Origin of the sequence: Clostridium sp. BL-8 (assembly GCF_002006495.1) — a bacterium.
Lineage (GTDB): Bacteria > Bacillota > Clostridia > Clostridiales > Clostridiaceae > Clostridium.
On sequence record NZ_LZZL01000007.1, the window covers coordinates 78,015 to 92,746 of the forward strand.

Consider the following 14,732-nt stretch of genomic DNA (forward strand, 5'->3'; position numbering starts at 1 on the left):
AATTTTATAATCGTTTTCAATTTTATTTTATTAACCATTTAGTAAAAAGTCAATTTATTTTAGTAAAGCTTTAGTAAAAATATTTAGAGGATTTCTTCAATTGAAAAGAATTATTTTATAATATATAATAAAACATAATAATGTAAACATTATCAAAGAATATATTGGAGGTGAAAGTTATTGCAGGAATATTGCAAAATTTTAATTGTTGATGATGAATTCATCATGCGTCAGGGAATTAAACATATGATAGACTGGGAAAAAGAAGGCTTTAAGGTTATAGGAGAAGCTTCAAGCTGTCAGGAAGCTTTGAATATAATTGAAAATGATATGCCTCATATTATAATTTCAGATATTGTAATGCCTCAAATAGATGGTATTGAATTTACTAAAATTGTTCAAGGAAAATATCCTAAAATACAAGTGTTTATTTTAAGCAGCTATAGTAATTTTGAATATGTACGGTCTTCATTTCAAAACGGAGTAGTTGATTATATATTAAAACCATCACTAAATCCTGCTGAATTTGTTGAAGTTTTAAGGCGGGCAGCAAAAAAAATATCAAATGTGGACTTGCCATCTAAGAGTTCGATTAATATTAATCATCTATTAAATAGATTAATCCTTGGATATGATATAAATGCTGATCTTGATTCTTTAAATAAGTTATTTCTCCATCCGTGTTTCTGTCTTTTTGGTATTAATACAAAGAAAATATGTCCTAATTATGAAAGGCGTCAACAGTTGATTAAAAGTTTTATTGCAGAAATTAATGGGGAGGAGTTTAAAGAATTAATAACACAAATTGTTGATATTGAAAGTGATATTATTTTTGTAATTCTCAATTTTAAAGAAGTAAGCTACCATAACTTGATGAATAAATTATCTAAAATCTCTGAAAAGATCTCTCTTAATTTTAATGAAGCCTTTTTTATCATAAGCAAAGAATTTAATTCTATATTAGATCTTAAAGATATCTATGAAAATGATTTTTTAACATTAACTCAACAATATTTCTATAATAGAAATATTCATTTACTAAATTCAAAAGAATTTCAAAAAGCTTCTTCGATAGATAAATTTAATTTTAAGAGATTTTCAGAGCTGATTTCAATATTACAAGTTTCCAAAGCCTTTGAAATGCTTACAGAGTATATTCATAAAGCTATTAGTAATAAGTCTTTGATGGAATTCGAATTAAAAGCTTTAATACAAAATTGTTTTTACAATTTAATTTCTACTTTAGAATATTTAAATTGTGATGAGATCTCAGCAAATTCTCTTAAACGGGAATGTTTTAATAAAATAGATAATGCAAGGTATGCAGAAGATTTAATAATATCTTACGATTTAATATTAAATTCTTTTAAGGAAATTATAGATAAACATCAAGGCAAAATTAATTCGCACATGATTAATAAAATAATCCAATATATTTATGAACATTATAATGAACCACTTACATTGTCTTATGTTTCAAAATTATTTAATTTCAATTATTATTACTTATCATCATATTTTAGTTCACATAATGAGGAAGGTTTTAGTGAATTTTTAAATAAAATAAGAATACGAAAAGCCTGTGAATTTTTAAATCAAGATATTCCTATTGCTGATATTAGTAGTATGGTGGGATATTCAGATCAAAGTTATTTTAGCAAGGTTTTTAAGAAATTTATCGGGCTCACTCCAAGTAGTTTTAGAAAAACAAAACAAAAGAATTAGATTAAGTAAGAAAAAATATCCATAATGGTTTTAGGATGTTTTAAGCTAAGAGGTGAACATAAGTTATGTCAAAGTTTTTTAAATATCTTCAATCCAGCACATTATTCTTTAGAGTTGCTTCAGTTGTGCTTATAAGTGTAATTTTAGTATCCATTTCAATTGGGATGTTGACAATTAAAATTTCAAAAGATATACTTGTTGACACATTTAGTAGATCTGATTATAAGGTCTTGACTCAAATTGCCAATAATTATGGTGTATTGAATGATAAAATAATTAATATTATGAATGGAATTAATAACATTCCAGATTTTCAAAGATACTTCACAATGACAGAAGAAGAAATGGGCCCTCAACTAACCTTTAAAACTCTTTATAACATGAAAAATAATTTAGTAAATAGAGTCGTGCCTGAAAAAGATTTTGATAATATTTCTGTGATAACTATTGGAATTAATGGTAATATGTTTACAACTAATAGAGATCATCTTGAAGTAGAATCTTCGGAGATATTAAATAGTGATATTACAAAAAAAGCACTAGAAAATAAGAATGTGGTATCATATCAATATTTAGATCGCGGGTTCACCAATCTAACAAAGTATTCCAGCGCACTTGTAACAATAAAAGTTTTATGTGATAAGCTTACAAAAGAACCTTATGGTTTTGTTTATGTTCTTATTAGTGAAGATACATTGAAACAATACTATGAGCATTTTGTTGGAAATGGTAATAACATTGAAATTATAGCTAATGATGGTACTATTGTTTCTTCTAATTTAACAGCTAAAATAGGGACTAAAGATATAAATCTATATGATATTTCTAAAAAAAACTTAGATAATAATCTCGAATTTACCAGTACAAAAATTAATTATTCTGATTCAATAATATTAACTCAATATTTATCAACATACAATTTTAATATAGTTGGAACTATCGACAAAAATATTGTTTTGGATGAAATATATGATTCAAAAGAAATTATGGCAGCTAGCATAATGATTGCACTTGTATTTATTATTATTACTTTTTTCATAATACGAACAACAACTAAACCAATTTCTGTACTTGCCAAAACTATGCCTAAAATAATTTATGGTAATTTTAATAACCATATTCCTATAGCAGGAAGTCATGAAGTTCAAGAATTATCAGCAGCATTTAATTATATGCTGGATGGATTGAATAGTTATGTTAAAAAGCAGATGGAAATGGAAAGAAGTAAGAGAAAGGCAGAAATTCACGCATTGCAGATGCAAATTAATCCTCATTTTATATATAATACATTATCTTCGATAAAGTGGCTTATGTGGCAAGGAAATATAGAAAAGTCTACTGGAACAATAGATGCTTTTATTTCTCTTTTACAAAACACAATCAGCAATAAAAATGAAATGATATCGATAGAGCAGGAAATAGAAAATTTAAAAAATTATGTTTTGATAAATCATATTCGTTACGGTGATAATATCAATGTTAATTTTTTTATAATGCCAAATTGTGAAGAGTATATTGTTCCTAAATTATTATTTCAACCATTGATTGAAAATGCTTTTTTTCATGGTTTTGCAGATAAGGATAATGGTTCAATACATGTATTTGTAAATGAACAAGAGGGAATCTTAATTTGTGAAATTATAGATAATGGAGTTGGAATAGGAAGTAAAGAATTAAAATATTTATTTAAAAAAACTTCTAAAAAGCATGAACATTTTACTAGTATTGGAATCAATAATGTTAATGATAGGATTAAGCTCATATATGGAGAAAAATATGGGATTACAATAACAAGTGAGTTAGGTAAAGGAACTACTGTGAAGGTAAGAATTCCAGCTCAAAAGGAATTTAATGAGACTTATGAAAGTGATAGTGAATAAGTACAATAATGAATATTGATTAATACAATACAAAATAAGTAGTTAAATTTATTTGTTATTTTGATATTCCTAAATTAAAGGAATTGAAATACGATAAAGTTTATATATTTTAATTCCTTTAATTATTTTTATTTATTTAACCTATAAAGATAATATTAAAAAAGTACAAAAATATAAAAAAATAACAAGTAACATAATTTTAAATTATAAAATTATAACAAAATGCTGTTAATTTTATCATAACGTTTACAAAGGGCGAAATGCTATAATGTAACCATAAACAGGAAAATTACTCATGAACAGATTAAATTTTCAAGGGGGAAAAGTTTATGAAACTAAAAAAGATTATGGCAGTAGTCATAACAGGCATGATGGCATTTAGTTTAATGGCATGCGGCTCATCAACATCAGGAGGAAACTCAACATCAAGTAAAGGAAAAGATGACAAGACAATTACAGTTTGGACTTGGGATGATACCTTTAATGTTCCAGCAGTAAATGCAGCAAAGGAGAGATATTTAAAAGATCATCCTGATGTAACAATTAATGTAGTAAGTATGGCTCAAGATGATATAGTACAAAAGTTAAATACATCTCTATCTTCAGGAACCTATGATGGATTGCCTAATGTTGTATCAATAGAAGATTATAGAATTCAAAATTATTTACAATCTTATCCAGGTGAAATTAAAGATTTAAGTGATAAAGTAGATAAATCAAAATTTGCAGATTTCAAATTAAATAGCATGATGCAGGGGAACAAGCTTTATGGAGTCCCATTTGATAGTGGGGTAGCGGCTTTGTTTTATAGAACAGACCTAATAGAACAGGCTGGATATACAAAAGAAGATATGCAAAATCTTACTTGGGAAAAGTATATTGAAATAGGTAAAGCTGTAAAAGCTAAAACTGGAAAAGCAATGCTTACAATTGATCCAAGTGATTTAAATCAACTTAGAATTATGATGCAGTCAGCTGGTTCTTGGTATGTAAAACCAGATGGCAAAACAGTAAATATTGATGGTAATGAAGCGTTAAAACAAGCTATTGTAATATACAAACAAATGGTTGATGCAGGTATTACAAAACAAGTTTCTGGATGGGATGCATTTCTAGCAGCCTTCCAAAAAGGTGATGTTGCAACTGTACCAAGTGGATGCTGGATTTCTTCTTCAATTCAAAAAGCAGAAGATCAAAGTGGAAAATGGGCAGTAGCAGCTATTCCAAGATTAGGCGCAAATCCAAAATCAGTAAATGCATCTAATAGTGGTGGTAGTAGTTGGTATGTATTAGATAAAGTAGGTAATTCGGATTTAGCTGCAGATTTCCTAGCAAGCACTTTTGCATCTGATAATGATTTAATGAATGAATTAGTACCTAAAATTGGTTTAGTAAGTACATTAAAATCAGCAAGCACAAGTGAAAACTATAGTAAACCTGTACCATTCTATGGTAACCAAGAAGTATTTAAGGATATGGCAGATTGGACTACTAAAGTTCCAGCTGTAAACTATGGTCTTTACACATATCAATTAGAAAGTGTTATGTCAGAAGGAATGCAGGCTATTGTTAGTGGAGCTGATATAGACGAAACTCTTAAAAAGACTCAAGCCCAGGCAGAAGCTGCTGTAAACAAATAACAATAAGATAGATATAATAAAAAAATAGAAATTTATGAAGACTATTTGTTAAAATTTGAATACATATTTAGCAAATAGTCTTTATGAATATTAAGGAGTTGAAAAAATGAAACAAAAGAACGTTGCAGGCCTTAACAGTAAGGAAAACCTATGGGGATGGCTATTCGTATCGTTAGGCATAGTCTTAATTGGATTATTTGTATTTTATCCGATGATAGAATCTTTAATAATGTCACTACAATCAGGTAAAGGAAATAACTTAAAATTTAGTGGTTTTAGCAATTATGTAAGAATGTTTTCGGATGCAACTCTTATTAAAGCGCTTGGAAATACTTTGATTTATTTGATAGTTCAAGTTCCGATAATGATTATTTTAGCACTTATTATTGCCTCAGTGCTTAATGATAGAACTTTAAAATTTAGTGGATTTTTTAGGACAGCAATTTTTTTGCCTTGCGTGGCATCTTTGGTTGGATATTCAGTTATTATTAAGAGTATATTTGCTTCAGATGGTATAGTTAATAAGTTACTTATGGAAATTCATCTTATCTCTACACCGATTGAGTGGGTTACACATCCAATTTGGGCGAAAGTATTAATAATAATTGCAATAACTTGGAGATGGACAGGTTATAACATGATATTTTATTTATCAGGTTTACAAAATATTGATCACTCAATTTATGAAGCAGCCGATATTGATGGAGCATCTTCATTTAAGAAATTTACAGCAATAACAATACCATTATTAAAACCTATAATCTTATTTACAACAATTACTTCAACAACTGGTACATTACAGTTATTTGATGAAGTTATGAATATTACGAAAGGTGGTCCAGCGAATGCAACAACTACCATTTCGAAATATATATACGATTTATGTTTCACATATACACCAGATTTTGGATATGCAACAGCAGTGGCTTATCTTATTGTTGTTATAGTAGTAGTATTAGCTATAATTCAATTTAAAATAGGAGGTGACAAGAATGACAAATAAATTTAATAAGATATTAAAGTATGCATTTTTAAGTGCAGCATCTTTTATTTCAATATTCCCGTTTTTCTGGATGCTTATAAGTGCTACTAATAAGTCAGTTGATGTAACAAGAGGAAGGTTGTTTCCAGGAAGTAGTTTTATGGAAAATTTAAATAATCTTTTGAAGCCAGATTTGGGATTTGTCACTTCATTAATTAATTCAGCAGAAATTGCAATTTTAACTACCATATTTGCGTTATTAATTTCATCTGTAGCTGGTTATGGTTTTGAAATATTCAGATCGAAAACTAGAGATAGAGTATTTAACATTTTACTTTTATCAATGATGATTCCATTTTCTGCTTTAATGATTCCACTATTTAAGTTTTTTGCAGGCATAAAAAATTCACCATTAGGTTTTTTAGGACTAAACACAATATGGGCTGTAGTTTTACCAAGTTTTTGTACCGCATTCTTAATTTTTTTCTTTAGACAAAATACTAAATCGTTTCCTAAAGAGGTTTTAGAAGCAGCAAGAATTGATGGATTAGGTGAAATGGGAATTTTCTTTAAAATATTTTTCCCAACTATGAAAACAACTTATGCAGCAGCAGCAATTATTACATTTATGGGTGCATGGAATGCGTATTTATGGCCATTAATTGCATTACAGTCACCAGATAAGAAAACTGTCTTACTTATAATTTCGAAATTAGCATCAAGTTATTCACCTGATTATGGTCTAATTATGATGGCCATAGTAATTACAACTTTACCAACTGCATTTGTATTTTTTGTAATGCAAAAGCATTTTGTAGCAGGAATGACTGGATCAATAAAATAGTATTAAATTAGATTTACTGTACAAGCATGAAATTACAGCTAAGCTTTTTATAACTACCAGAATTTAAATAGAATAAAAATGTTTATATAATATTGGAGGAAGACTTATGAGTAAAGAATTCCAAGTATCTAATAGTAAAATTAATGGATTTTTACATGGCGGTGATTACAACCCAGATCAATGGCTAAACTATCCTGAAATATTAAAAGAAGATGTAAGACTTATGAAGCTTGCAAATTGCAATTGTGTTTCCATAAATATATTTGGATGGAGTGCAATAGAGCCTGAAGAGGGTAAGTATACCTTTGAATGGCTGGATAAAATCATGGATGATATGGCAAAAAATAATATTCATGTAATTTTAGCTACTCCAAGTGGTGCAAGACCTGCCTGGATGTCAGAAAAATATCCAGAAGTTTTAAGAGTTAACAGTGATAGAAGCAAAAATCTTCATGGACAGAGGCATAATCACTGCTTTACATCACCTGTATACAGAAAAAAAACTTATGAAATCAATGAAATGTTAGCTAATAGGTATAAAGATCATCCAGCTTTAATAATGTGGCATATTTCTAATGAATATGGAGGCGAATGCCATTGTGAACTTTGCCAGAATGCTTTTAGAAGTTGGCTTAAGAAAAAGTATGAAAATAATTTAGAAAAGCTAAATGAAGCTTGGTGGACAGGATTTTGGAGTCACAAATTTACTAATTGGTCACAAATAGAAAGTCCGTCAGAAAAAGGGGAAATGTTTGTGCATGGACATAATTTGGATTGGAAAAGGTTTGTTACAGATCAAACCATAGAGTTTTATAAAAATGAAATTGCTCCTATCAGAAGGATAACTCCTAATATTCCTGTAACGGCTAATTTTATGGGCAATTATCCTCATATGGGATTATTCACAGGACTTGATTACTTTAAATTTGCAAGAGAAGTAGATGTAGTCTCTTGGGATAATTATCCTGCATGGCATAATGATTTTGAAAGTACTTCAGACTTAGCGGCAAATGTAAGTTTTGTACATGATATATATAGATCATTAAAGGGTGGACAGCCATTCTTGGTCATGGAAAGCACTCCTAGTCTAGTAAATTGGCATGACATTAATAAATTAAAGCGACCTGGGATGCATTTGTTAGCATCAATTCAAGGGATAGCTCATGGAGCAGATTCGGTGTTGTACTTCCAATGGAGAAAGGGGAGAGGAGCATCAGAAAAATTTCATGGGGCTGTAGTAGATCACTGTGGACACGAAAATACTAGAGTATTTAGAGAAGTAACACAAGTTGGTGAAACATTAAATAAGATAAAAGAAATTCAAGGCTCAATAAAAGAATCAGAGGTAGCTATAATATATGATATTGAAAATAGATGGGCAATTGATGATACTCAAGGTTTAAAAAAGTATAAAAAAGGTTATGAAGAGAGCTGCAAAGCTACTTATAAAGTATTCTGGGAGAACGGCATTTCAGTGGATGTAATTAATATGGAATGTGATATTTCAAAATATAAGCTTGTAATAGCGCCAATGCTCTATATGGTGCGATCAAATGTAGCTGATAGAATTAACGAATTTGTGAAACAAGGAGGAACTTTTGTAACTACTTACTTTAGTGGAATTGTGGATGAAAATGATCTTTGCTTTTTAGGAGGTTTTCCAGGGCCACTAAGAGAAGTTACTGGAATTTGGTCAGAAGAGATAGATTCACTATATGATAATGAATTAAATTATGTAGAGATTAATAATTCTAAAATAGATGACTTAAAAGAAAGTTATGAAGTAAAGGATTATTGTGATTTAATTCATGTAGAAACTGCAAAAGTTCTCGGCACATATAAGAATGATTTTTATGCGGGCATGCCTGCATTAACAGTTAATGATTATGGAAAGGGAAAAACATATTATATAGCAACAAGGGCAGGAGCAGATTTCAATAATGATTTTTATTCAAAGTTAATCAAAGATTTAAATATTAAGAGTGCTATTGATGGAAAATTACCTAAAGGTGTTACAGCTCAAGTGCGACATAACAAAGATAATAGATATATATTCATTATGAACTTTAATGAAGAAGAGAAAAAAATATCATTAAGAAAAGAAGACTATATAGATATGGTTTTAGAAGAGGATGTAAGTGGTGAAATTGAATTAAATAAATATGGATTTAAAATATTGAAACAACAAATTTAATTTTAGAAATTATAAAATAGTCTATGTATCTTGTATATCTGTCAAGTTACATAGGCTTTTTTATAATTATATTTTTTTGCAGCTTTCTCTTATTTTAAATTCAGTTGGTATAATAACTTTTTTATTGTAATCTCTGCTACAGTTAAGGTTTTCAAGTAATAAATCGACAGCGGCACTTCCTAAGTATTCACATGGAATTCGTACAGTTGTTAAAGCTGGAATCATATATTGTGCACTTGGTTGATCATTGAAACCAACGATACTTATATCATCAGGCACTGATAAATTAGATTCGGAAATTGCTTTATATGCACCGATAGCCATTGTATCATTACTGATAAAAAATGCTGTTGGTCTGTTTTTCGTCTTTAGTGCTTTTAACATGAGATTGTATCCAGTTTTAAAAGTAAATTTATCTGTGCTATATATGTAATTTTGATTAAAAATACCTTTTTCTATCATGAATTCTTTATATTTAATTGATCGTTCATCAGTATATGAATTTTTTAATGAAAGGTTTTCAAGATCTTTACCTCCAATAAAACCAATTTTTCTATGGCCAAGGTCATAGAGATATCTTAGTATTTCTGTTGTTGCTTTGCCAACATCAGCCATTACAGAATCAAATTTAATTTCATCTGGAGAAAAATCCACGAAAACAATATTGTCGTTAGCACTGAATAAGTTATCTATAGTAGTAGAATTAAATTTACCAATTGCGATTATTCCATTGACTTTGCTAATGTCATCCAGGCTGCTATTTTCTGTTAATTTAATTAAATTGAGATTATTTTCATAACATTTTTTTTCAGCAGCTAGCCTTATTGATAAATAGTATGGATCTTCTAACTCTTCTTCATAATTGTACCAGTAAATAATACCTATATCTTTATAAGTTTTGCTTTTAATTCTTTTTGCTTTCAATGGAACATATTCAAGTTCATCTGCAATTTTTAATATTTTTTCTCTTGTAGCATTGCTGACATTTAATGTTTCATCAAAATTTAAAACTCGGGAAACTGTTGACATAGAAACATCTGCAAGAGATGCAATTTCCTTTATAGTAGCCAATGAAATTCCTCCCTATTGTGTTTTAGTTAATTTAAGCAACTAACAATAATAGTATAGCTGAGTATTTATTCTTCATCAATATTTTATTAATGCATGTTTACACTTTCTATTTATTTTACATATTATTGAACTTAACAGATAATTAAGCTAGGGAAAAGAGAGTTAATGGTAGTAAAATTAATTATTGATTGTAATTAAAAATAAAAATTGTAATATGAATAGATAATTTTATATACTAAAATTAGTCATATTGTGGTTTAATTAATATAAAAAATATATAAACTAAGGATAGACTTATATAAAAGTTGTAAGAAAGAGGAGCAATATGAAAGGTATAGGAGTTTTTGATATTATAGGGCCGATTATGATAGGTCCATCAAGTTCGCATACAGCTGGTGCAGCAAGACTTGGAAAAGTTGCAAGAAGTATAGCTGATGGAGAGATAGCAGAAGTGACTTTCCTATTACATGGATCTTTTGCCCAAACCTATAAAGGTCATGGAACTGATAGAGCATTAGTTGCAGGTATATTAGGCATGGAACCAAGTGATGAAAGACTTAGAAATTCAATGGAGCTTGCAAAAGAAAAAGGGATTGAGTTTTTGTTTAAAGAAGCTGATTTGGGGGATGTTCATCCTAACACAGTAAAATTTATTATGAGGACAAAAGATGATAGACATTGTGAAGTTATGGGATCATCTATTGGTGGAGGAAGTATTCAAATTATAGAGGTAAATGGTAATGAAGTTGATTTCTCTGGAATGTATGAAACTTTAATAATAGATCATAAAGATGTTCCAGGAGTTATTAGTAGTGTTACGAGTATTCTTTATAGTGAAAATATAAATGTAGCATTTATGAGAGTTTTTAGGAATCACAAAGGTAAAGAAGCTACAATGATTTTTGAAATGGATAATAAGGTAAACGATGAACTAATGCAAAAAATTAAAAATATAGAACTGGTTTATAATGCAATTTCAATAAGTCCAGCTAGGAACAGTTAAGAGTTATGAATTAAGAACTATAAGTTGGGGACGAAATCTTCGGATAGACTTCTTAAAAATATTATTCTAGTAATGCAAATGAGATACGGAAAAGATGAAAAATTGAGAATTAAGGAAGGCGGAATAGTTATTTTATGATAGCAAGAACAGGATTAGAGCTTTTAGAAATATGTGAAAAAAATAATATTTCACTAAGTGAGTATGCCATAATGTGTGAAATGGAAGAACAAAACTTAACTAGAGAAGAAGTAATGAATAAAATGAGACAAAATTTAAAGGTTATGGTATCAGCAGCAAACGAAGGAATGGAAAAGGAAGTTTATTCGGTTAGTGGATTAATAGGCGGAGATGGACATAAACTATATAATTATGCAAAAGGTGGGAAAACCCTTACTGGAACTGCGACAACAATGGCAATGGCAATGGCAATTTCATCTTCAGAAGTCAATGCTTCCATGGGGAAAATAGTAGCTTGTCCAACAGCTGGCTCATGTGGAATTTTACCAGCTGTAATTTTATCAGCAGGTAGAGAATTAAAATTAGATGAAGAAGAAATGCTGAAGGGATTATTTGCAGCAGCAGCAATAGGAACTATCATAGGGCTAAATGCGACACTATCTGGTGCAGAAGGCGGATGTCAGGCAGAGTGTGGCTCAGCATCTGCAATGGGTGCAGCAGCTGTTGTTGAAATGATGGGCGGAACTCCTAAAATGAGCTTAGATGCAGCAGCTATAATAATTAAGAATGTCTTAGGGCTTGTATGTGATCCAGTGGCAGGACTTGTTGAAATACCTTGTGCTAAGAGAAATGCACAAGGTGCTGTAACCGCACTTTGTACAGCCGATATGGTAATGGCTGGCGTAACTTCTAAAATTCCTTTTGATGATACAGTAAGTGCAATGTACAAAGTAGGTAAATGCTTACCTCCAGCACTTAGAGAAACAGCTCTTGGTGGAGTAGCAACAACAAAAGAAGGACTAAGGCTTAAGGAGCAAGTTTTTGGAAAGTAATAAAAATTATAAGCTAAGATTCAAAATGTGTAATTATAAAATGTAGAGCCTGAATCATAATTTACTAACTGTGAATTGTTATATGTTTTTAATGAAGGGAAGGAATATTATGAATCCATTAACAAGAGGACAAATTACTATTTTAGTAGTGGATGACGAAAAAAGTATAGTTGATTTTATTAAAATGGGTTTAGAAGCAGAAGGGTATGTTGTATACTCAGCTTTTGATGGAAATGAAGCGATTGAATTAGCTCAAAAAATTAATCCACATATAGTTATATTAGATATTATGCTGCCAGGAATAAATGGATATGAAGTATGCTCTAGAATTAAAAAATGTATTAAAACATCAATAATTATGCTTACAGCAAGGGATGATGTTGATGATAAAGTTAGAGGCTTAGATATTGGAGCTGATGATTACATGGCAAAACCGTTTAGTTTTAAAGAACTCTTAGCACGAATTAATGCAAGAATAAGGAGTAGTTTTCCTGAATTAAATAATATTCAGCAACTAGGTAATTTTGTTATAGATGATAGAGCTCATGAAATTACATATAATGGCAAAGTGTTAGATTTACCGCCAACTCAATATAATTTATTAAGATTTTTACTTGTGAATAATGGAATGGCATTAAGTAAATCATTAATTCTCGAGAAAGTTTGGGGATATGATTTTAATGGTGAGGAAAATATTGTTGAGGTTTATATAAGATACTTACGAGATAAAATTGAGGACAAGGAGCATAATATAATTAAAACAGTTCGTGGTGTCGGATATAAAGTGGTGATACAATGAGGAAATTAAGAAAAAGATTCAAAGTCAAGAGTTTAAAGTGGCAATTATTATTCCGTTTTCTTATTATACTGACTTTTTTGCTAATTACAATGGAGATTTTCCAATATATAAGTATGAGAAATTACTTATATGAAGGCAAAAGACAGATATTGCAGTCGAGATTTCATAGCTTAGACTTGGATGTATTATCTAAGACCAATATAGAAGATATAGATGAAAACAACATTAATAGTATATTAGAAACTTTGAGAGATAAAAATATGAGTTTATCTATGATAGATAAAAACGGTGAAATACTACTTAAAAAAACAAATGCAGATAATATAATTAAAGAAGATGATAAAGATGGTGATGATGATTCCAAAGAGAGAGATGAAAAGAAAATAAAAACTATACCGGTGCCGATATTTTCCAAAGAAGAATATATAAGTATCTGCAATAAACCTGATAATTTAGAGCATACCTATGAAATTGTAAAAGATAAGAATAATAATTATCAAATGGTTGCATGGAGAAAAGTTGGGGACCAATCTTCGCCAACTGGATTAATACAATTAAGTACACCTATACAAGATATTTCAGACATATTAGATAGACAGCTATATATGCACACCAGTATTTCAGTTTTGATTCTTATAATAGGTACAATACTCGGAACCACTATTTTTAATAGAACGTTAAAGCCATTATATAATATAACAGATACAGTTGAAGGCATAGGAGTAACTGATTTACATAAGAGACTTAAAGAAGAAAACAGACAATTAGAAATAGATAGGTTGGCTAAATCATTTAATATTATGCTTGCAAGAATAGAGGAATCCTTTGAAAATGAACGGGAGATTAAAGAAAAGATGAGACGTTTTGTATCCGATGCTTCCCATGAGTTAAGAACACCATTAACTTCAATTCATGGATTTGTCGAGGTTTTATTAAGAGGAGCAGCTAAAAACAAAGAGCAGTTAGATTCAGCATTGAATAGCATATTAATAGAAAGTGAAAGACTCACAAAATTGGTAAATGATCTTTTAATTTTAACTAGGCTGGATCGACAGCCAGTTGTAGAAGTGGGAATAGAAAATATTAATGAAGTAATTAAGGAAGTTGAACCACAGCTTAGGATACTTTGTAAAAATAGGTCATTGCAGCTTGAATTCACAGATAATGTAAAAGCAATTATAAATAGAGATCAAATGAAGCAGGTTATATTTAATTTGACTCAAAATGCTGTACTTCACACGGATAGTGAAAAGGGGATTATAACTATAGCTACATATGTAGAAAACTTGGATAATGAAAATTTTGCAGTTCTAAGAATAACAGACAATGGAATAGGAATACCGGAAAAAGATATTGTAAAAATATACGATAGATTCTTTAGAAGTGAAGCACACAGATCAAGAACACGAGGAGGTTATGGTCTGGGACTTTCTATAGTTAAAGCTATAATAGATAGCAATGGAGGAAAAATTAAAGTAGAAAGTAAAGTAAATGTTGGTACAACATTTAAAGTATATATGAGAGTAGAAGATTAATAAACAATAAAGGATACTTTTTGGTTGAAGACTATATATTAGTTGAAGA

Annotated in this window: 11 protein-coding genes; 10 read left to right on the plus strand and 1 reads right to left on the minus strand. The window is 29.6% G+C overall.

What is annotated here, in order from left to right:
• Positions 1 to 180 precede the first annotated feature (180 nt).
• From CLOBL_RS03205 to CLOBL_RS03230, 6 genes are all read left to right on the plus strand, one after another.
• Positions 181 to 1,725 carry a response regulator gene (locus tag CLOBL_RS03205; protein ID WP_077857693.1) on the plus strand — a complete coding sequence of 515 codons (1,545 nt, stop codon included), beginning with the start codon at positions 181 to 183 and terminating at the stop codon, positions 1,723 to 1,725.
• 65 nt (positions 1,726 to 1,790) lie between these two features.
• Positions 1,791 to 3,605, plus strand: a complete 1,815-nt coding sequence (locus tag CLOBL_RS03210) for a histidine kinase (RefSeq protein WP_077857694.1) — start codon at positions 1,791 to 1,793, stop codon at positions 3,603 to 3,605.
• A gap of 329 nt (positions 3,606 to 3,934) precedes the next feature.
• Entirely contained in the window at positions 3,935 to 5,245 is a 1,311-nt protein-coding gene (locus tag CLOBL_RS03215; RefSeq protein ID WP_077857695.1) for an extracellular solute-binding protein, read from the plus strand.
• A gap of 106 nt (positions 5,246 to 5,351) precedes the next feature.
• Positions 5,352 to 6,248, plus strand: a complete 897-nt coding sequence (locus CLOBL_RS03220) for a sugar ABC transporter permease (protein ID WP_077857696.1) — start codon at positions 5,352 to 5,354, stop codon at positions 6,246 to 6,248.
• Positions 6,238 to 7,071: a carbohydrate ABC transporter permease gene (locus tag CLOBL_RS03225; protein ID WP_077857697.1), complete on the plus strand. Its 834-nt coding sequence runs from the start codon at positions 6,238 to 6,240 to the stop codon at positions 7,069 to 7,071. The genes CLOBL_RS03220 and CLOBL_RS03225 overlap by 11 nt, the downstream gene beginning before the upstream one ends.
• A 106-nt stretch (positions 7,072 to 7,177) precedes the next feature.
• Entirely contained in the window at positions 7,178 to 9,265 is a 2,088-nt protein-coding gene (locus CLOBL_RS03230) for a beta-galactosidase (RefSeq protein WP_077857698.1), read from the plus strand.
• Positions 9,266 to 9,331: 66 nt separating this feature from the next.
• On the opposite strand, the gene CLOBL_RS03235 is transcribed toward CLOBL_RS03230, so the two are convergent.
• The gene (locus CLOBL_RS03235) at positions 9,332 to 10,336 is read right to left on the minus strand and encodes a LacI family DNA-binding transcriptional regulator (protein ID WP_077857699.1); all 1,005 of its coding nucleotides are present in this window, start codon (positions 10,334 to 10,336) and stop codon (positions 9,332 to 9,334) included.
• 325 nt (positions 10,337 to 10,661) lie between these two features.
• Here CLOBL_RS03235 and sdaAB point away from each other — a divergent pair, with 325 nt between their 5' ends.
• The 4 genes from sdaAB (at position 10,662) to CLOBL_RS03255 (ending at position 14,683) form a co-directional block, all read left to right on the plus strand.
• Entirely contained in the window at positions 10,662 to 11,339 is a 678-nt protein-coding gene (gene sdaAB, locus CLOBL_RS03240; RefSeq protein WP_077857700.1) for an L-serine ammonia-lyase, iron-sulfur-dependent subunit beta, read from the plus strand.
• A gap of 134 nt (positions 11,340 to 11,473) precedes the next feature.
• The gene (gene sdaAA, locus CLOBL_RS03245) at positions 11,474 to 12,349 is read left to right on the plus strand and encodes an L-serine ammonia-lyase, iron-sulfur-dependent, subunit alpha (RefSeq protein WP_077857701.1); all 876 of its coding nucleotides are present in this window, start codon (positions 11,474 to 11,476) and stop codon (positions 12,347 to 12,349) included.
• Positions 12,350 to 12,458: 109 nt separating this feature from the next.
• Positions 12,459 to 13,148 (plus strand): response regulator transcription factor, encoded by a 690-nt coding sequence (locus CLOBL_RS03250; protein WP_077857702.1) that lies wholly within the window; start codon positions 12,459 to 12,461, stop codon positions 13,146 to 13,148.
• A complete protein-coding gene (locus tag CLOBL_RS03255) occupies positions 13,145 to 14,683 on the plus strand; it encodes a HAMP domain-containing sensor histidine kinase (protein ID WP_077857703.1) in 1,539 nt (512 codons plus the stop codon). Before CLOBL_RS03250 ends, CLOBL_RS03255 begins: the two co-directional genes overlap by 4 nt.
• Positions 14,684 to 14,732 lie beyond the last annotated feature (49 nt).

Bases quoted from the DNA above. Each gene is read 5' to 3' on its own strand.
- sdaAB (WP_077857700.1), top strand. From the start codon at position 10,662: ATGAAAGGTATAGGAGTTTTTGATATTATAGGGCCGATTATGATAGGT.
- CLOBL_RS03220 (WP_077857696.1), top strand. From the start codon at position 5,352: ATGAAACAAAAGAACGTTGCAGGCCTTAACAGTAAGGAAAACCTATGG.
- CLOBL_RS03250 (WP_077857702.1), top strand. From the start codon at position 12,459: ATGAATCCATTAACAAGAGGACAAATTACTATTTTAGTAGTGGATGAC.
- CLOBL_RS03230 (WP_077857698.1), top strand. From the start codon at position 7,178: ATGAGTAAAGAATTCCAAGTATCTAATAGTAAAATTAATGGATTTTTA.
- CLOBL_RS03215 (WP_077857695.1), top strand. From the start codon at position 3,935: ATGAAACTAAAAAAGATTATGGCAGTAGTCATAACAGGCATGATGGCA.
- sdaAA (WP_077857701.1), top strand. From the start codon at position 11,474: ATGATAGCAAGAACAGGATTAGAGCTTTTAGAAATATGTGAAAAAAAT.
- CLOBL_RS03210 (WP_077857694.1), top strand. From the start codon at position 1,791: ATGTCAAAGTTTTTTAAATATCTTCAATCCAGCACATTATTCTTTAGA.
- CLOBL_RS03255 (WP_077857703.1), top strand. From the start codon at position 13,145: ATGAGGAAATTAAGAAAAAGATTCAAAGTCAAGAGTTTAAAGTGGCAA.
- CLOBL_RS03225 (WP_077857697.1), top strand. From the start codon at position 6,238: ATGACAAATAAATTTAATAAGATATTAAAGTATGCATTTTTAAGTGCA.